This window comes from Roseovarius halotolerans (genome assembly GCF_900172255.1).
Classification (GTDB): Bacteria; Pseudomonadota; Alphaproteobacteria; order Rhodobacterales; family Rhodobacteraceae; genus Roseovarius; species Roseovarius halotolerans.
The window spans coordinates 698,408-715,547 of the sequence record NZ_FWFU01000002.1 but is presented as its reverse complement, the minus strand read 5'-3'; the positions used below and the strand labels follow the sequence as shown (position 1 = coordinate 715,547).

Genomic DNA, 17,140 nt, shown 5'->3' with positions numbered 1-17,140 from the left:
ATTACTTCCGCGCGATCTTCAAGTCATTGACGAGGTTTTTCAACACCAGAAAATCACCCGTAGCGTCGCAGCCCGGCATGGCAAGGACAAGATCCTGAACCAACGGCTTGCCACCGGCGGAAATCTGGATGGTCTGCGCCTCGACATCACGGTCGCAATTGTTCTGTGTCACCTCGGCCTCGACGCTGAGTTCCACATCGCCCTCGCGGTCCATAAGGCCCGCGGGAAAGGTATAGACCTCGGCCATCAGCGCCGTGTCCATGCCGCCCCGGCCATGGCGTGTCACGAATCCGCCCTTGCCTTGGGCGGCGGCGGCCATGTCGCGCGGTGCTCCGGCCCAGACATGCCCTTCATCGCCATATCCGGCGCCGTATTCCAGCGCGTGAATCTGCAAACCGCTCTGGCCCTTCCATTGAACGACAACGCGGTCGTAGTAATCCATCGACGTCACCTCGGTCGTCGCCACCGCACCTTCGCCATTCGCGAAAGACACCATGTAGACCGCGCTGCGCGTCAGTGCGGGAACCACCAGATGTTGCGCACCATCCTGGTTGGTGGCTTCGGTGAACATCATGCCATGATGGTGCAGCGTAAATCGTTCATTCGCCATGCAAGGCGCATCCAGTGTCAGTTCCACCAAGGCCGCGGCGACCGGTTTGGCCTCAAGCGATATCTCGCAAGAGAATGTCGGCGCCGGTTCTTCTCCCGGCAGCTCCGTGATGCGTCGCTCGTCAAAGGCGGCGGGGGCAATCTCGGCGCGCGCCACGGGTGCGCTTGGCAACAGCTCTGGTTGGGGAGCAACTTCCGGCGGGATCGGTGCCGAAGTCGAGACGACGTTGGTCACAGGAAGCGGCGCGTCTTCAGCCGTATGCGCCGCCGATTCCACGACAGGTGACGCAGCGGCCGGTTCGGGGCTGCCCGCCATGCTCTGCATGATGAAACCCACGCCAAGCGCGCTCATGAAAGTGCCACCGGCAATTGCGATACGCCTTGTCCTGGACATTCTCACCACTCCTGAATCCACATCAGACCAAGGAATAGTCTAGACAGGGAAAGCGGCGTCTCTATGGCGCGCTTGGGGTGGCAATGGGACGCCGAAACGCCCCGTTCAAAGCCCTATTGAGTGCCGGAAGACATCAGTCGGCGTCAGGCCAGGCGACCATGACAATGCTTGAACTTCTTGCCCGACCCGCAGGGACAAAGCTGATTGCGCCCCGGATTCCCCCAGGTGGAGGGATCGTTCTCGTCAAATCCGGCAACGGCCGCGCCCTCGACAGCACCCAGCGAAGAGTCATCCGGCCCTTGCGTTGTGGCCGCGGCTTCCATCGCCTGACGTTGCTGCGAAATCTCACGCATCATGGCCTGTTGCTCGTCTTCGGTCATCGGGCGGATCTGCGACAGCTTCTGGGTCACGTCCTGACGCAGACTGTCCAGCATGGTTTCAAACAGCTGGAAGGACTCGTTCTTGTATTCATTGAGCGGATCGCGCTGCGCATAGCCCCGGAAGCCCACAACGCTGCGCAAATGCTCCAGAGTCAGAAGATGCTCGCGCCACTTGGCGTCGATGGTCTGCAGCAGGATCTGCTTTTCGATCGAGCGCATGTTCTCGGGTCCAAATGCGGCGGCCTTTTGCGCCATCATCTCGTCGGCGGCCTTTTCCAGGCGCTCAACGATGTCCTCATCATCGACGCCCTCTTCGCCGGCCCATTCGGCAATCGGCTGGTCCAGGTTCAGCTGCTCCAGAACGGCGTCATGAAGACCGTCCGTATCCCACTGATCGGCATAGGTCTTGGGCGGCATATAGGTATCGACGAGGTCGTCGATCACCTCGTTGCGCATGTCCTTGACGATCTCGGACAAGTCGTCGGCCCTCATGATATCGAGCCGCTGCTTGAAGATCACCTTGCGCTGCTCGTTCATCACGTCGTCGAACTTCAAGAGTTGCTTGCGGATGTCGAAGTTGCGCCCTTCGACCTTCGCCTGCGCGCGCTCCAGTGATTTGTTCACCCAAGGGTGAATGATCGCTTCGCCCTCTTTCATGCCCAGGGTCGCCAGAACCTTTTCCAAACGCTCCGAGCCGAAGATGCGCATCAGATCGTCTTCGAGGCTGAGGAAGAATGCCGACCGGCCCGGATCGCCCTGACGGCCCGAACGACCGCGCAACTGGTTGTCGATGCGACGGCTCTCGTGGCGCTCGGTGGCCAGAACGAACAGCCCACCGGCGTCCTTGACCGCCTGCTCGCCCTCGGAGTGCTCTGCCTCGATCCGCCTGCGGATTTCTTCGGGATCAGCATCGGGATTGGCGTCCAGAGCCTCCATGATGGTGAAGTCGAGGTTGCCGCCCAACTTGATGTCAGTACCGCGCCCGGCCATGTTCGTGGCGATGGTGACCGCGCCCAGCTTGCCGGCATCGGCCACGATCTGCGCCTCTTTCTCGTGCTGGCGCGCGTTCAGAACATTGTGCTTGATCCCCGCCTGCGTCAGCAGCCCGCTGAGCATTTCGGATTTCTCGATCGAGGTGGTGCCCACCAGGATCGGCTGGCCATTTCCGTGCGCCTCGTGGATCGTTTCGACGATTGCGTCGAACTTCTCTTTCGCCGAGCGATAGACTGCGTCGTCCTCGTCCTTGCGCGCGATCGGCCGGTTCGTGGGAACTTCAACCACGCCCAATCCGTAGATTTCGGCGAACTCTTCGGCCTCGGTCGCGGCGGTGCCGGTCATACCGGCCAGCTTGTCGTAAAGGCGGAAATAGTTCTGGAAGGTGACGCTGGCCAGCGTGACGTTCTCGGGCTGGATGTTGCAGCCCTCCTTGGCCTCGATGGCCTGGTGCAGACCGTCCGACAGGCGCCGTCCCTGCATCATCCGGCCGGTGAACTCATCGATCAGCATCACCTCGCCGTCGCGAACGATGTAGTCCTTGTCCTTCAGGAACAGCTTGTGTGCGCGCAGACCCTGGTTGACGTGATGCACGATGGTCGTGCTTTCCGGATCGTAAAGCGACTGCCCCTCTTCCAGCAAACCCTTCGCGTGCAGGACCTCTTCAAGGTATTCGTTGCCTTCGTCGGTAAAGGTGACGTTGCGGGTCTTTTCATCGATCGTGTAGTGCTCTTCGGTCAGCTCGGGGATGAGCTTGTCGATGGTCACGTAAAGTTCGCTGCGATCCTGTGCGGGGCCCGAGATGATCAGCGGCGTGCGCGCCTCGTCGATCAGGATGCTGTCCACCTCGTCGACGATGGCAAAGAAATGCCCGCGCTGGTTCATTTCCTCGAGCGAGGATTTCATGTTGTCGCGCAGATAATCGAAGCCCAGCTCGTTATTGGTGGCATAGGTCACATCGGCGGCATAGGCCGCCTTCTTCTCGCCCTCAGGCTGCTGGGGATAGACGACGCCGGTGCTCAGCCCCAGGGCGCCGTAAACCTTGCTCATCCAGTCGGCATCGCGCCGCGCCAGATAATCGTTGACCGTGACGATATGCACGTTCCCGCCCGTCAGCGCATTCAGATAGGCAGGGAAGGTGGCAACCAGCGTCTTGCCCTCGCCGGTCTTCATCTCACTGATATTGCCCTGATGCAGGAAGATCCCGCCCATCAGCTGCACATCGAACGCCCTGAGGCCAAGCGCCCGCTTGGCGGCCTCCCGGCAGTTGGCGAAAGCTTCGGGCAACAGCGCATCAAGGGGCTCGCCATCCTGCAACCGCTTCTTGAACGCCTGGGTCTTTTCGATCAGCCCCTCGTCGCTCAGCGCCTCGAACTCGGGTTCCAGCGCGTTGATCTGTTCGACCAGCGGGCGGGTCGCCTTGATCTTGCGGTCATTCGGTGTGCCGAAGATCTTTCTGGCGACAGTTCCGATACCCAGCATATTCTATCCGTTCCGGTGTTTGTGCATATCCGTGAAAGGCAATTGCTTGCCCCGCCTCCCGCACCACCCTAGAACGGGCACAGAATGGCGGTTCCTTGGTCCAGAGCCGATGTAAGGGGCCGCCGTTGGAGTGTCAACGTCGCGCAGGCGCGCGGCACCCAAAGCAGCAATGCAAAGGAAGGACCGCATGGCCATTCGTCACACCCTGTTCCCGGCTCTCGCGCTGATCGCCGCCACGACCTTCGGGCAGTCCGCCACGGCTCAGGACAGCCCCGATTCCGCAACCGTGGTGGCCACCGTCAACGGTACCGACATCACGCTTGGCCACATGGTCGCCCTGCGCGCCAGCCTTCCTGCGCAATATGGCCAGCTGCCTGCCGAGACCCTGTTCAACGGCATCCTTGACCAGCTGATCCAGCAGACCTTGTTGATGCAGAATTTCGAGGGCGACCTTTCGCGCCGCAGCGAATTGCTGCTTGAGAACGAACGCCGCGCCATCATCGCCTCCGAAGCGATCGAAACCGTCATGAGCGACGAGTTGAGCGATGCCGAGATTCAGGCGGCCTATCAGGAGCAATATTCCAGCGCGGAACCCGAAACCGAATACAAGGCGGCGCATATCCTTGTCGAAACCGAGGAAACCGCGCTCGACCTCGTGGCTCAGCTTGAGGATGGCGCCGATTTTGCGACGCTCGCGCGCGAAAACTCCACTGGCCCCTCGGCCAGCAGCGGCGGCGACCTTGGCTGGTTCGGACCCGGCGTCATGGTCGAATCCTTTTTCGAGGCCGTTTCCGCACTTGAACCGGGCGACGTGTCGCAACCGGTTCAGACGCAGTTCGGCTGGCATGTCATCAAGCTGAACGAGACCCGGCTCACCGACGTTCCGACGCTTGACGACGTGCGCGCCGAGATCGAAGACAGCCTGCGTCAAGCCGCCTTCGACGCCCATGTCGAAGCCCTTACCGAAAAGGCACAGATCGAGCGCATGAGCACCGGCGAGATCGACCCCGAAAGCATCGGCAACCTAGAGCTTCTGGAGAACTGACAATGGGTGCGACCCCTCCGCTGTCCCCGCTTGCCCCGGCATCCTTTCCCAAGCTGCCGAAAATCGGCGGCGTACGTTTCGCCACCGTTCAGGCCGGGGTGCGCTACAGCGGCCGCGACGACGTGATGCTTGCAACGCTCAGCCCCGGCACAACTGTTGCCGGCGCTTTCACCCGTTCCTCCACGCGCTCCTCGGCCGTGCTGGACTGCCAGGAAAAGATCGGCGTCGTCAGCGATGCAGGCGCCGCCTTCCTGGTCAATTCGGGCAATGCCAACGCCTTTACAGGCCGTCATGGCACGGCATCGGTCAAGGCCGTAACCGAAGCTGCCAGCGAGACTCTGAAACTGCCGGAATCGCGTATTTTCACCTCTTCCACCGGGGTGATCGGCGAACCCCTCCCACATGATCGCATCACCGCGAAACTGGCGGATCTTTCGGGCGCGCTGTCGGCGGACGGTATCGAGACAGCCGCGCGCGCGATCATGACGACCGATACCTTTCCCAAGGGAGCCGGCACCACCGTCACCATCGACGGGCAGCAGATCCATATCGCCGGCATCGCCAAGGGTTCAGGCATGATCGCCCCGGACATGGCAACGATGCTGGTCTATATTTTCACCGACGCGGTTGTCGATCAGCCGGTGCTGCAATCGATGGTCTCGGCCCTGAACAACAGCACGTTCAACTGCATTACCGTCGATGGCGACACCTCGACATCTGACACGCTTCTGGTCGCTGCAACCGGGGCGTCCGGCATCCGCGTGACCGAAGACAGCGTCGGATTCATGCAGGGGCTTCGCGAAGTCATGCTGGACCTCGCACATCAGGTCGTGCGTGACGGCGAAGGTGCCACCAAGTTCGTGGAGATCTCGGTAACGGGCGCCTCCAGCGATACCGACGCGCGCACTCATGCCATGGCGATCGCCAATTCGCCCCTGGTCAAGACCGCCATCGCCGGAGAAGATCCGAACTGGGGTCGCATCGTCATGGCCGTAGGCAAATCCGGTGCCCCGGCAGATCGCGATACCCTCTCCATCTGGTTCGGACACATCCCTGTCGCGCGCGATGGCTGGGTCGACCCCGACTACAGAGAGGAAGAAGGCGCGCTCTACATGAAACAGCAGGATCTGACGATCCATGTTGATCTGGGCCTCGGCGGCGGCACATCTGTCGTCTGGACCTGCGATCTGACCCACGGCTATATCGACATCAACGCCGACTATCGCTCATGAAGACCGTTCTGGTCTCTGCCGTTGCCTTGATTGATGTCGACGGGCGCATCCTGCTGACGCAACGCCCCGAGGGCAAATCGATGGCCGGACTCTGGGAGTTCCCCGGCGGCAAGGTCGAACCGGGCGAAACCCCCGAGAACGCGCTGATCCGCGAGCTCGAGGAAGAATTGGGCATCGACACCTGGGCCAGCTGTCTTGCGCCGCTCACCTTCGCCAGCCATAGCTACCCGGATTTCCACCTTCTGATGCCGCTCTTTGCCTGCCGCAAATGGCAGGGTGCGCCGCAGGGACGCGAGGGGCAGGCTCTCAAATGGGTCCGCCCGGACGCGCTGCGCGATTATCCGATGCCTCCCGCCGACATCCCGCTGATCCCGATCCTGCGCGACTGGCTATAGGTCGCAAGCCTCGGCAGGCATGAAAAAAGGGGCTGCCCATGGCAGCCCCTTTCGTCAGTCTCTGTTCCGGCGCGGATCAGTCAAGCTTGCGCTCGATCTCCTCACGCTCGAAGATCTCGATCACGTCGCCGGGGCGCACATCTTCGTAGTTCTCGAAGGCCATGCCGCATTCCTGGCCCGACTGGACCTCGGCCACTTCATCCTTGAAGCGCTTGAGAGTCTTCAGCGTGCCTTCGTGGATCACCACATCGTCGCGCAGCAGGCGCACACCGGCCGAGCGGCGCGCAATGCCCTCGGTGACAAGACAGCCCGCCACCTTGCCGACGCCGGAAACCTTGAAGACCTCCTTGATCTCGGCATAACCGATGAAGTTCTCGCGCACTTCGGCACCCAGCAGACCCGATGCAGCGGCCTTCACGTCATCCACAAGGTCGTAGATCACGCTGTAATAGCGGATTTCCACGCCCTTCTGGTTGGCGCTGTTGCGGGCAGGTGCGTTGGCCCGGACGTTGAAGCCCAGAACCGGCGCGCCGGATGCTTCCGCAAGGCCCACATCGGACTCTGTGATCGCACCGACACCCGAATGCAGCACGCGCACGCGCACCTCGTCGTTGCCGATCTTCTCCATCGCCTGAACGATGGCCTCGGCGGAGCCCTGCACGTCGGCCTTGACGAGGATCGGCAGCTCGCTGACGTTCTCGTCTTCCTTGGCCTTTGCCAGAAGCTGCTCCAGCGAGGTGCCTGCACCGGCGGCAGCGCGTTTCTCCTTGGCCGCCTGCTGGCGGTATTCGGCGATCTCGCGTGCCTGCGCCTCGGTCTCGACGACGTTCAGAACGTCCCCGGCCTCGGGCGTGCCATTCAGACCCAGCACCTCGACCGGCACCGACGGTCCAGCGGTTTTCACCCGTTCGCCCCGATCGTTGATCAGCGCGCGGACCTTGCCCCACTGTTCGCCGACGACAAAGATGTCGCCCTGCTTCAGCGTCCCCTTCTGCACCAGAACGGTCGCCACGGGGCCACGGCCCACGTCAAGCTGCGCCTCGATCACAGCGCCCTCGGCGGCACGGTTGGGGTTGGCCTGGATTTCCAGGATCTCGGATTGCAGTGCGATCGCTTCCAGCAGGTCATCAAGCCCCTGCCCGGTATGCGCCGACACTTCGACATCCTGCACATCGCCCGACATCGCCTCGACAACAACCTCGTGCTGCAGCAGGTCGGTGCGCACCTTGTCGGGGTTCGCCTCGGGCTTGTCGCACTTGTTGATCGCCACGATGATCGGCACCTGCGCGGCCTTCGCGTGGTTGATCGCTTCGATGGTCTGGGGCATCACGGCGTCATCCGCCGCCACCACCAGCACCACGATGTCGGTCACCTGCGCACCGCGTGCGCGCATGCTGGTGAACGCGGCGTGGCCGGGCGTATCAAGGAACGTCAGAAGCGTGCCAGAGCTGGTCGTCACCTGGTAGGCGCCGATATGCTGGGTGATGCCGCCGGCCTCCCCCGACACCACCTTGGCGTCGCGGATCGCGTCCAGCAGCGAGGTCTTGCCGTGGTCCACATGGCCCATGACGGTGATCACCGGCGGGCGCGGCTTCAGATCGGCGGGCTTGTCCTCGACCTGGTCGATCACGTCTTCCACATCCGAGTCGCTGACCCGCACCACCCGGTGGCCGAATTCCTCGATGATCAGCTCGGCGGTATCGGCATCGATCGTCTGGTTCTGCGTGACCATCATGCCGTTGTTCATCAGCGCCTTGACCACATCGCCCACGCGCTCGGCCATGCGGTTCGCCAGTTCCGACACCACGATGGTCTCGGGAAGCTGAACGTCACGGACAACCTTTTCGCGCTCCTGGGCGCCGCCCATCGCCTTCTGGCGGGCGCGCTCCTGCTTGCGCTTCATCGCTGCAAGCGATTTCTGACGACCGCCTTCACCACCGGCCAGCGCCTGGTTGAGCGTCAGCTTGCCTGCGCGCCGACCACCGTCGTCGCCACGGCCCTTGCCGCGGCCACGGGTCTGGTCGCGATCCTTCTCGACCTTGTCCTGCTTGCGCGGCGGCTGCTTGGCCGGCCCGCGTGCGTCATCCCCGGCCGGCGGCGCGACAGGCTCGGGCGCCGGCGCTGCGGCCTTCTCGGCATCCAGACGCTTGCGCTCTTCTTCCTCAGCCTTGGCACGGGCGCGCTCCTCGGCCTCGCGCTGTTCGCGCTCCTTGGCCTCGGCCTCCTCGCGGCGACGCTGGCGCTCTTCCTCGCGCTGTTTCTCTTCGGCATCGCGGCGCGCGGCCTCTTCGACCTCGCGTCCCTTCGCTGCCTGCAACGCCTTCATTCGGCGTTCCATCTCCGCATCCGAAATCCCTGCCGGACGCTTGGCTGAATCGCCAGAAGACGCTTGCGAGCGCGCCGATCCCGCGCCGCTGGCAGCCGAGCTGCTAGACTGGGGCTTCACCACCCGCTTGCGCTTGGTTTCCACGACGACGTTCTTGGTACGCCCATGGCTGAAGCTCTGCTTCACGTTCCCCGAACGAGGACCGCCACGCACACCCAAAGTCTTCTTCTCGTCGTTGTCGCTCATCTGGTTCTACTTCCTTTCCGGCGGGTCTGTTCGCCGTTCAAGACGCGCAGGCCCTTCAACCTTGCCGCCTCATCTACAACACGTTGGGCCAAACCGCCAGCACCCAGTGCCGCGTGGATTGCTGATTGTCGCCCAAAGGCGCGCCCAAGTTCCGACGCCGTCAACCAGCCGATGAATGACCCTCGGTGAGGCGTGCTCAATTTCGTTTTGCCCCGTTCCGATCCGTCGCTTGCCTGGATCAGAACGGTGGCTTGTTCCTTCGAAAGCCAGTCCTTGACCTTCTCATAACCGGCCACCGCATTACCGCCCTTTCGAGCAAGACTGATAAGATTGACCACACGCTGCTCCAGCTGATGCTCGACCAGCGCCAAAAGATCGTCGGGCACGGTCACCGGCTGGCGCGCGGCACGGGCAAAAAGCCCCTTCTTCGCCGCCTTTTCCAGCGCGGCACGATCCGCGGACACCCAAATGCCCCGTCCCGGCAGCTTGCCCGCGATATCCGGGGCAATCTGCCCGTCGGGGCCAACCACAAAACGGATCAGCCCATTGGCTGGCTGTGCCTCGCCCGTGGCGATGCACTTGCGCTCGGGACCTTCACTCCGGTCCTTGGGTTGCCCACCGCGACCCATTCAGTGCTCCCGAGGCCTGACGGATCAGGCCCCGGCCTCCTGTTCTTCGCTCTCGACAGCGGCATCTTCTGCCTCGCCCTCGGCTTCGGCTTCCAGATCGGCGGGATCGACCCAGCCCAGCATCACGCGGGCGGTCATGACCATGTTCTGCGCCTCTTCCAGGGAAACGTCGAACGGCTCCAGGATACCGTCATCCTTGACGCGCTCGCCCTCAACCGTGGTCCATCCGCCCGCCAGCTCCCAGTCGGCGCAGGTGGCAAAATCGTCCAGCGTCTTCACGCCGTCCTCGGCCAGCGCAACAATCATCTGGGGTGTCAGGCCCTCGAAATCAATAAGGCTGTCCTCGGCGCCCAGCGCGCGGGCCTTTTCCAGTGCCTCGCGCGATTGCGCTTCCAGAACGTCGCGGGCGCGTGCCTGAAGCTCCTTGGCGGTATCGTCATCGACCCCGTCGATCACCAGCAGCTCGTCAAGCTCGACATAGGCGACCTCTTCGAGGTTGGTGAACCCTTCCGAAACCAGAAGCTGCGCAAAGAACTCGTCCAGGTCCAGCGTTTCCATGAACAGGCTGGTGCGTTCCTCGAATTCCTTCTGGCGACGCTCGGAATCCTCGGCCTCGGTCATGATGTCGATATCCAGACCGGTCAGCTGGCTGGCAAGGCGCACGTTCTGACCGCGGCGGCCGATTGCCAGCGAAAGCTGATCCTCGGGCACAACCACTTCGATCCGCTCGGCCTCTTCGTCCAGAACCACCTTGCTGACCTCTGCCGGCTGCAGCGCGTTCACAAGGAAGGTGGGCTGGTCCTCGTTCCAGGGGATGATGTCGATCTTTTCGCCCTGAAGCTCGTTCACCACCGCCTGCACGCGGCTGCCGCGCATGCCGACGCAGGCGCCAACCGGGTCGATCGAGTTGTCATACGAAATGACGGCAATCTTGGCGCGGCTGCCCGGATCGCGGGCCACGGCCTTGATTTCGATGATGCCGTCGTAGATCTCGGGCACTTCCATCTTGAACAGTTCGGCCATGAAATCCGGCGCGGTGCGGCTCAGGAAAATCTGTGGCCCGCGCGCCTCGCGGCGGACATCCTTGATATAGGCGCGGATACGGTCGCCATTGCGATAGCTCTCGCGGCCGATCTTCTCGTTGCGGCGCAGGATCGCTTCGCCCCGGCCCACGTCGACGATGACGTTGCCGTATTCCTCGCGCTTGACGACACCGTTTATGATTGTGCCCGCTCGATCCTTGAATTCCTCGAACTGGCGATCACGCTCGGCTTCGCGGACCTTCTGCAAGATCACCTGCTTGGCCGATTGCGCGGCGATCCGGCCCAGATCGACGGGCGGGATTTCCTCGATATATTGATCGCCGACCTTCGGATCGTCGAGATACTGCTTGGCCTGCTCGACGGTCAGTTCGGCCTGATAATTCTCAAGCTCATCATCCTCGACCACCGTGCGCACGCGCGTGAAGGTCGCCTTGCCGGTCTTGCGATCGATGCTGACCCGAATGTCCATCTCGGCGCCGTAGCGGCTCTTGGCTGCACGGGCGAGGCTTTCTTCCATCGCTTCGACCACCAGTGATGGTTCGATCATCTTCTCGCGGGCCACGGCCTCGGCGGTTTGCAGCAGCTCAAGCTGGTTTGCAGAGGTAATTGCCATTTTCAGTCCTCCTCAGACCGTTCGGTCTCGATCTCGTCAAACGCGTCTTCATTCAGTTCGCCGGCGGCCTTGCGGGCTTTCAGCATTTCCTTGATCAGCTCATCGGTCAGCACCAGCTTGGCGTCGCTCAGCCAGTCGAACTTCAGGCCGACGGTGCCTTCGTCGATATTGATCAGCACCTCGTCATCCTCGACCCCGGCCAGAACGCCCTTGAACCGTTTGCGTCCGTCAATCAGCTCGGATGTCTCCAGCTTGGCCTCGTAGCCTTCGTATTCCTCGAAATGCGACAGCCGGGTCAGAGGCCGGTCGATACCGGGGCTCGAGACCTCCAGCGTGTAGGTATCGGTGATCGGATCTTCGACATCCAGAACGGCACTGACCGCGTTCGAGATTTCGGCACAGTCGTCCACCTCGATGGCGCTGCCGGGTTTCTCGGCCATGATCTGAAGGGTGTGGGTCTTTCCCCCCATCAGACGCACGCGCACCAAAGCATAACCCATATCCTCGATGACAGGGGTAATGATCTCGGCAAGGCGCCGGTCGATTGCTGTTTTGGCTATCAGGTCGTTGCTCATGGGTCTTTCAGGCACAAAAAAACGGGCTCGCGGCCCGTCATACTTGTCCGGTGGAGCCTGCCGGTGTGGACCCGGAGGCGCCGCTGTTGAAAAGCCATATACGCCCCATGCGCCGAGTCTGCAAGAGCGCGCTACAATGAATCGCCGTCCGGCCCATGAATTTTTGACGTCTCGGCCCGGACCGCCCCGCGCACCGACAGGATACCGACGTCATACCGACGCGATACCGACAATTCGTTTTGGCTCCCTTTCAGGCAGTCAATTCTCCTGCGCCAGGTGGGTCATCACCTTGATGAGCTCCGCACTGATACCCGGCTCGGACAGCGCGTGCCCCGCCACCGGGATCATCCGCAAACTGGCCTTCTCCCACGCGCTCGCCAGTGTATATGCTGCCTGCGGCGGACAGATCATGTCATAGCGACCCTGCACGATCGTTCCCGGAATATGTGAGATTTTTCCTATTTGATCAATGATTTGGCCGTCATACTCCAGAAAGCCGTCATTGATGAAATAATGGTTCTCCAACCGCGCGAAGGCGCGCGCGTATTCCGGCGGGCTGTCACCGGCCGCGCCATTGGATTGCACCGTCGCCAGCGCGTTTTCCCATGCCGACCAGGCCCTCGCGTGGCGCACCTCCTCGGCCTGATTCCCCGAGAACAACCGCCGATGATAGGCCGCGATCATGTCGCCCCTTTCCTCGGCTGGTATACGCTCTTGAAACTTATGCCATGTTTCCGGCCAAAACCGCCCAGCGCCCCCGCCATAGAACCAGTCCAGCTCGGTCTGCGTCATGGTAAAAACACCCCGCAAAACCAGATGCCGCACATGATCCGGATGCGCCTGCGCATAAATCAGCGCCAGTGTAGCCCCCCAACTGCCGCCGAAGACGATCCAATCATCGATCGACAATGCCTCGCGGATCCGTTCGATATCCGCCACAAGATGCCATGTCGTGTTCGCCTCGACGCTGGCATGCGGCCGCGAGCGCCCGCACCCGCGCTGATCGAACAGCACGACCCGATAGACATTCGGGTCGAAATACCGCCGCATCGCCGGGCTGCTGCCACCCCCCGGCCCGCCATGGAGAACCACAACAGGCAAGCCATCGCGCTTGCCCGACTGCTCGACATAGATCTCGTGCCCGTCACCCACATCCATCATACGCCGGTCGAAAGGCTCGATCGGCGGATGCAAATACTGGACTGCGCTCTTTTGGCCTGAGAATTTATCCATGAGAGTCCTATATTGAGGGCGCAGAAACAGATGAGCATATGGAGAGCAGAATGCAAGCCGCTCAAACCACGATCGATCCCGCCGAAGTCGCCAAGTTCGAGGCGATGGCCGCCGAATGGTGGGATCCGAACGGCAAGTTCAAGCCATTGCACATGCTCAACCCCTGTCGGCTGGACTATATCACGTCGCAGATCGCTGCCGAGTTCGACCGCGACCTGCAAAGCGATGCCCCATTCAAGGGGCTGCGTATCTTGGATATCGGCTGTGGCGGCGGGCTCCTGTCCGAACCGATGGCGCGGCTTGGTGCCGACGTCGTAGGGGCCGATGCTGCCGAGCGCAATATCCCCGTGGCCGAAGTTCACGCCCGGCAATCGGGACTCGAGATCGACTATCGCCACAGCTCGGCCGAGGCGCTGGCCGATGCGGGTGAACGCTTTGATGTGCTCCTGAATATGGAGGTGGTCGAGCATGTCTCCGATCCGCTCGCGTTTCTGAGCGCCTGCCAAACCCTGCTGAAACCGGGAGGCCTGCATCTCTGCTCGACCATCAATCGCAATGCAAAAAGCTTCGCGATGGCGATCGTTGGTGCCGAGTATGTCATGCGGTGGCTGCCGAAAGGCACGCATGAATGGAAGAAGTTTATCACCCCGGAAGAACTTTACCGCCTGCTCGAACAGGCCGGGCTGAATCCGGTGGATCGCAAGGGTTTCGTCTTTAACCCCGTCGCCTGGAGTTGGTCACTGTCGGCCAGCGATTTGAGCGTGAACTACGTCACCGCATCCGTGAAGCCCGCCTGAGCGTCAATCCGTCTCAAGTTTGGCGCGCAACTCTCGCAGGACCGGAAGCGTCGCACGCACCTTTTCGTCGCCAAGCTCACCGACGAGTTCCGAAATCATCGGCGCGATTGCGGCGATGGCGGAGTCGCGCGCCTGTCGTCCCGCCGGGCTGATTGCTATCATCTTGCGGCGGGCATCATCCCAATCGGGGCGAATATGCACATATCCCGCCCATTCCAGTTTGCTCAGGGTGTTGGTCATCGCACCGCGCGTGACGTGAAAGCTCTTGGCCAATTGTGCAGGGCTGCGCTCGTCACCGGCACGCGCAAGGTGATTGAGGACCGAGAAATGGCTGATCTCCATCCCCTTTGGCAGAACCCGGCTCAACCGGTTCCGAATCAGCTGGTCGTTGGTCAGGATCTCACTGAACAGGGCCACGGCCAGGGAATTGCTGCTGTTGTCATTCATTCATGGGCCGTCGAATTCGGATGCCGCGTGTAGCGACGGGATACGTTGACGCGCTTGTGCCACCTGCGGGAGGTCAAGATCTACGTATACGACACCCGGCTCCTGACCACCATCGGCCAGTATGTCCCCCCACGGCCCGACCGCCATGGAGTGCCCGTGGGTCTTGCGTCGCTTACCACGTGTCGCGGGATGCTCCCCCGTCTGCGCGGGCGCAAGAATATATGCCCCGGTTTCAATCGCACGCGCACGCAGGAGCGATTCCCAATGCGCCGCGCCGGTCACGGGCGAGAATGCGGAAGGTATCGTGAGAATCTCCGCTCCTGCCTGCGCAAGGCCGCGATAGAGATGCGGAAAGCGGATATCGTAGCAGATCGTCATGCCAATCCGACCGAGCGGCGTCTCCACGAGTGTGCTTTTGCGCCCTGGACGGTAGCCAGCTGATTCGCGGTAACTTTCGGTTTCCGATACCTCGACATCAAACATGTGAATCTTGTCGTAGCGCGCCGCGATTCCGCCGTCCGGGGCGATCAGGAACGACCGGTTCGCAAAACGCCCGTCGCTATCGTCGGTCTTGAGCGCGAGAGACCCGATCAGCAGCCAGATGCCAAGCTCATGCGCCTGCGCCCTCAAGGCCGCCAGGGTGGCGTCGTCTTCCTCGGTCCGAAGCACTTCTTGCTGCCGCGTCCGGCTGGCCGAGACGCAATTTGTCACCTCAGGGGTCAGAACAAAGGTCGCTCCACCAGCGCTGGCCTGTCCAATCAGTTGCTGCGTGACCGGCAGGTTTGCAGCCGGGTCATCGCTGCTGTTGAGCTGAAGAAGCGCGGTCCGCATCCCGGTCAGGCCGCAAGCAGCGCATCAAGCTTACCAGCACGCTCCAACGCATAGAGTTCGTCGCAGCCCCCAACATGCGTGTCGCCGATAAAGATCTGTGGCACGGTTCGCTTGCCGCCTGCCCGCTGAATCATCTCGGGCTTGCGTGACGCATCGGCCAGCACGTCTACCTCGCTGAAGCTGACGCCTTTCTGTTTCAGAAGGCGTTTGGCCGCATGGCAAAATCCGCAAAGCGGAGAGGTGTAGATTTCAACTGGTTGCATGGTTTGTTTTCCGTAACGCTGTTTGGGATGAACTTATGCATCCTTCGCCACGCGCGCCAGTGCCAGCACGCGCACATCCGCTGCGCCTGCAGTGAAACATGCCTCGCTCGCCGCTGCCAGCGTCGCACCAGTGGTCATCACATCATCGACCAGAAGGATTGTTCTGCCTTCAATGTGATGTTGTCGGCCGGGATGCGCCTTGATCGCTCCACTCACCGCACCAAAGCGCCCATCCCGCCCAAGCCCATCCAGAACAGGGGTGCGCCGCCTGCGCACCAGCAGATCGGGACAGCAGGACACATGCAGAAGTTTCGCAACGGCCTGCGCCAGCAAGGCGGATTGGTTGAATCTCCGACGCAGGAATCGGGTCCAATGCAGCGGCACCGGCGCTATCGTCATGTCAGCGCACAAGAGCGGAGCAGCCGCGCCCGCCATCCAATGCGCGGCAGGGCGGACGATATCGTGCCGATCACCATGTTTGAGCGCAAGAACCAGCTTGCGCCCGTTGTCACGATAGAGAACCGCAGCGCGCCCCTTGCTCCAGGGGCGGGCAGTGGTCAGGCAATCGTCACAGAATTCGGCTTGCCCCGACCCCTCCCCTGGCAGCGGAACGCCGCAGGTTTCGCAGCATAGCCCCGATATCAGCGGCGTGTCCCGCCAGCACGGGCCGCAAAGCCCGAAGTCGCTTTCGACAGCTTCGCCGCATGTCGTGCAGCGCGGCGGGTAAAGAAGCCGCAACACAGTTTGAAAAGCCTGGCCGCGCATCCTATTCTTTCCGCATGATGAACCATATCACCGACCGAGCCGCGCTTGTCCGCAACCGCCAACGGGCCTTGCGCGCGCCGACGCTTTTCCTTCATGAAACCGCCGCCGACGAGATCGAGGATCGCCTCTCTCTGGTTAACAGGTCGTTTACGGATATCGCGGTGATCACCGGTTTCCCCACTTTCTGGGAAAATCGGCTACCCCAGGCCCAGTTTTATACGGATGACGAGACGCTTGCGATTTCCGAAGGCAGTGTCGACCTGCTGGTTCATGCGATGTGCTTGCATTGGGCAAATGATCCGGTGGGTCAGTTGATCCAGTCACGCCGCGCACTTCGCCCCGATGGCCTGTTCCTCGGCGTGTTTTTTGGTGGCACCACCCTGCATCAGTTGCGCAGCGCACTGGCTCAGGCCGAATCCGACATCTCCGGCGGGCTCTCGCCGCGCGTGGCGCCAATGGGTGAGATACGGGATCTCGGCGGATTGCTTCAAAGAGCCGGGTTCGCGCTGCCGGTCGCAGACCATGTGCAACTAACGGCGACATATCCTTCGGCGCTTGATCTGATGCGCGACCTGCGTGCGATGGGAGAAGCGAGCGCGCTTTCGGCCCGCCCCAGGAAACCAATGCGCCGCGACGTGATGCGCCGCGCCTGTGATATCTACGCCGACAGCTTCGGTCATGCCGACGGTCGGATCCCTGCGACCTTTGATCTGATGATGCTGACAGGCTGGGCGCCGGATGCAAATCAGCCACAACCACTCCGGCCGGGCTCGGCTTCGGCGCGACTTGCCGACGCACTTGGCACGAAAGAAACAGCGCTCAAGGATTGACGATACTATTAA

The 17,140-nt window shown here is 61.9% G+C and carries 16 protein-coding genes; 5 read left to right on the top strand and 11 right to left on the bottom strand.

Going from position 1 to position 17,140, the window contains the following annotated elements; translation table 11 throughout:
• Position 1: 1 nt before the first annotated feature.
• Complete coding sequence (locus ROH8110_RS10500; protein ID WP_085817685.1) at positions 2-1,003, bottom strand: hypothetical protein; 1,002 nt, start codon at positions 1,001-1,003, stop codon at positions 2-4.
• Positions 1,004-1,146: 143 nt separating this feature from the next.
• On the bottom strand, positions 1,147-3,858 hold the full coding sequence (secA, locus tag ROH8110_RS10495) for a preprotein translocase subunit SecA (RefSeq protein ID WP_085817684.1): 2,712 nt from the start codon (positions 3,856-3,858) through the stop codon (positions 1,147-1,149).
• A gap of 187 nt (positions 3,859-4,045) precedes the next feature.
• Between secA and ROH8110_RS10490 the strand changes: the two genes are divergently transcribed.
• The 3 genes from ROH8110_RS10490 to mutT are packed head-to-tail and all read left to right on the top strand — an operon-like array spanning position 4,046 to position 6,530.
• The gene (locus ROH8110_RS10490; protein WP_085817683.1) at positions 4,046-4,903 is read left to right on the top strand and encodes a foldase protein PrsA; all 858 of its coding nucleotides are present in this window, start codon (positions 4,046-4,048) and stop codon (positions 4,901-4,903) included.
• A 2-nt stretch (positions 4,904-4,905) separates the two neighbouring features.
• Complete coding sequence (gene argJ, locus ROH8110_RS10485) at positions 4,906-6,135, top strand: bifunctional glutamate N-acetyltransferase/amino-acid acetyltransferase ArgJ (protein ID WP_085817682.1); 1,230 nt, start codon at positions 4,906-4,908, stop codon at positions 6,133-6,135.
• Entirely contained in the window at positions 6,132-6,530 is a 399-nt protein-coding gene (mutT, locus tag ROH8110_RS10480; protein WP_085817681.1) for an 8-oxo-dGTP diphosphatase MutT, read from the top strand. The genes argJ and mutT overlap by 4 nt, the downstream gene beginning before the upstream one ends.
• A gap of 76 nt (positions 6,531-6,606) precedes the next feature.
• Here the strand turns inward: mutT and infB are convergent, their stop codons facing one another.
• The 5 genes from infB to pip all read right to left on the bottom strand — a co-directional run bounded on the left by infB (position 6,607) and on the right by pip (position 13,195).
• Complete coding sequence (gene infB / locus ROH8110_RS10475) at positions 6,607-9,102, bottom strand: translation initiation factor IF-2 (RefSeq protein WP_085817680.1); 2,496 nt, start codon at positions 9,100-9,102, stop codon at positions 6,607-6,609.
• Positions 9,099-9,731, bottom strand: a complete 633-nt coding sequence (locus ROH8110_RS10470) for an RNA-binding protein (RefSeq protein WP_085817679.1) — start codon at positions 9,729-9,731, stop codon at positions 9,099-9,101. The genes infB and ROH8110_RS10470 overlap by 4 nt, the downstream gene beginning before the upstream one ends.
• 24 nt (positions 9,732-9,755) lie before the next feature.
• Positions 9,756-11,387, bottom strand: a complete 1,632-nt coding sequence (gene nusA, locus ROH8110_RS10465) for a transcription termination factor NusA (protein WP_085817678.1) — start codon at positions 11,385-11,387, stop codon at positions 9,756-9,758.
• A 2-nt stretch (positions 11,388-11,389) separates the two neighbouring features.
• The gene (gene rimP, locus ROH8110_RS10460) at positions 11,390-11,962 is read right to left on the bottom strand and encodes a ribosome maturation factor RimP (RefSeq protein ID WP_085817677.1); all 573 of its coding nucleotides are present in this window, start codon (positions 11,960-11,962) and stop codon (positions 11,390-11,392) included.
• A gap of 258 nt (positions 11,963-12,220) precedes the next feature.
• Positions 12,221-13,195, bottom strand: coding sequence for a prolyl aminopeptidase (gene pip / locus ROH8110_RS10455; RefSeq protein WP_085817676.1), 975 nt, complete (start codon positions 13,193-13,195; stop codon positions 12,221-12,223).
• 50 nt (positions 13,196-13,245) lie between these two features.
• On the opposite strand from pip, the gene ubiG reads away from it, so the two are divergent.
• Positions 13,246-13,992: a bifunctional 2-polyprenyl-6-hydroxyphenol methylase/3-demethylubiquinol 3-O-methyltransferase UbiG gene (ubiG, locus tag ROH8110_RS10450; protein WP_085817675.1), complete on the top strand. Its 747-nt coding sequence runs from the start codon at positions 13,246-13,248 to the stop codon at positions 13,990-13,992.
• Positions 13,993-13,995: 3 nt separating this feature from the next.
• On the opposite strand, the gene ROH8110_RS10445 is transcribed toward ubiG, so the two are convergent.
• The 4 genes from ROH8110_RS10445 to ROH8110_RS10430 are packed head-to-tail and all read right to left on the bottom strand — an operon-like array spanning position 13,996 to position 16,298.
• Positions 13,996-14,439: a MarR family winged helix-turn-helix transcriptional regulator gene (locus tag ROH8110_RS10445; protein WP_085817674.1), complete on the bottom strand. Its 444-nt coding sequence runs from the start codon at positions 14,437-14,439 to the stop codon at positions 13,996-13,998.
• Positions 14,440-15,270 carry a carbon-nitrogen hydrolase family protein gene (locus ROH8110_RS10440; RefSeq protein WP_085817673.1) on the bottom strand — a complete coding sequence of 277 codons (831 nt, stop codon included), beginning with the start codon at positions 15,268-15,270 and terminating at the stop codon, positions 14,440-14,442.
• Positions 15,271-15,275: 5 nt separating this feature from the next.
• Positions 15,276-15,533: a glutaredoxin 3 gene (grxC, locus tag ROH8110_RS10435; RefSeq protein WP_085817672.1), complete on the bottom strand. Its 258-nt coding sequence runs from the start codon at positions 15,531-15,533 to the stop codon at positions 15,276-15,278.
• Positions 15,534-15,566: 33 nt separating this feature from the next.
• Positions 15,567-16,298, bottom strand: coding sequence for a ComF family protein (locus ROH8110_RS10430; protein ID WP_085817671.1), 732 nt, complete (start codon positions 16,296-16,298; stop codon positions 15,567-15,569).
• A 17-nt stretch (positions 16,299-16,315) separates the two neighbouring features.
• Between ROH8110_RS10430 and ROH8110_RS10425 the strand changes: the two genes are divergently transcribed.
• The gene (locus ROH8110_RS10425; RefSeq protein ID WP_085817850.1) at positions 16,316-17,128 is read left to right on the top strand and encodes a class I SAM-dependent methyltransferase; all 813 of its coding nucleotides are present in this window, start codon (positions 16,316-16,318) and stop codon (positions 17,126-17,128) included.
• The last annotated feature ends 12 nt before the right edge of the window (positions 17,129-17,140 follow it).

What these genes read in the sequence shown, in the direction of transcription:
- ROH8110_RS10430 (WP_085817671.1), bottom strand. Translation starts at nt 16,298, where the DNA reads ATGCGCGGCCAGGCTTTTCAAACTGTGTTGCGGCTTCTTTACCCGCCG.
- pip (WP_085817676.1), bottom strand. Translation starts at nt 13,195, where the DNA reads ATGGATAAATTCTCAGGCCAAAAGAGCGCAGTCCAGTATTTGCATCCG.
- ubiG (WP_085817675.1), top strand. Translation starts at nt 13,246, where the DNA reads ATGCAAGCCGCTCAAACCACGATCGATCCCGCCGAAGTCGCCAAGTTC.
- mutT (WP_085817681.1), top strand. Translation starts at nt 6,132, where the DNA reads ATGAAGACCGTTCTGGTCTCTGCCGTTGCCTTGATTGATGTCGACGGG.
- argJ (WP_085817682.1), top strand. Translation starts at nt 4,906, where the DNA reads ATGGGTGCGACCCCTCCGCTGTCCCCGCTTGCCCCGGCATCCTTTCCC.
- rimP (WP_085817677.1), bottom strand. Translation starts at nt 11,962, where the DNA reads ATGAGCAACGACCTGATAGCCAAAACAGCAATCGACCGGCGCCTTGCC.
- ROH8110_RS10445 (WP_085817674.1), bottom strand. Translation starts at nt 14,439, where the DNA reads ATGAATGACAACAGCAGCAATTCCCTGGCCGTGGCCCTGTTCAGTGAG.
- ROH8110_RS10500 (WP_085817685.1), bottom strand. Translation starts at nt 1,003, where the DNA reads ATGTCCAGGACAAGGCGTATCGCAATTGCCGGTGGCACTTTCATGAGC.
- grxC (WP_085817672.1), bottom strand. Translation starts at nt 15,533, where the DNA reads ATGCAACCAGTTGAAATCTACACCTCTCCGCTTTGCGGATTTTGCCAT.
- infB (WP_085817680.1), bottom strand. Translation starts at nt 9,102, where the DNA reads ATGAGCGACAACGACGAGAAGAAGACTTTGGGTGTGCGTGGCGGTCCT.
- ROH8110_RS10425 (WP_085817850.1), top strand. Translation starts at nt 16,316, where the DNA reads ATGAACCATATCACCGACCGAGCCGCGCTTGTCCGCAACCGCCAACGG.
- secA (WP_085817684.1), bottom strand. Translation starts at nt 3,858, where the DNA reads ATGCTGGGTATCGGAACTGTCGCCAGAAAGATCTTCGGCACACCGAAT.
- ROH8110_RS10470 (WP_085817679.1), bottom strand. Translation starts at nt 9,731, where the DNA reads ATGGGTCGCGGTGGGCAACCCAAGGACCGGAGTGAAGGTCCCGAGCGC.
- nusA (WP_085817678.1), bottom strand. Translation starts at nt 11,387, where the DNA reads ATGGCAATTACCTCTGCAAACCAGCTTGAGCTGCTGCAAACCGCCGAG.
- ROH8110_RS10440 (WP_085817673.1), bottom strand. Translation starts at nt 15,270, where the DNA reads ATGCGGACCGCGCTTCTTCAGCTCAACAGCAGCGATGACCCGGCTGCA.
- ROH8110_RS10490 (WP_085817683.1), top strand. Translation starts at nt 4,046, where the DNA reads ATGGCCATTCGTCACACCCTGTTCCCGGCTCTCGCGCTGATCGCCGCC.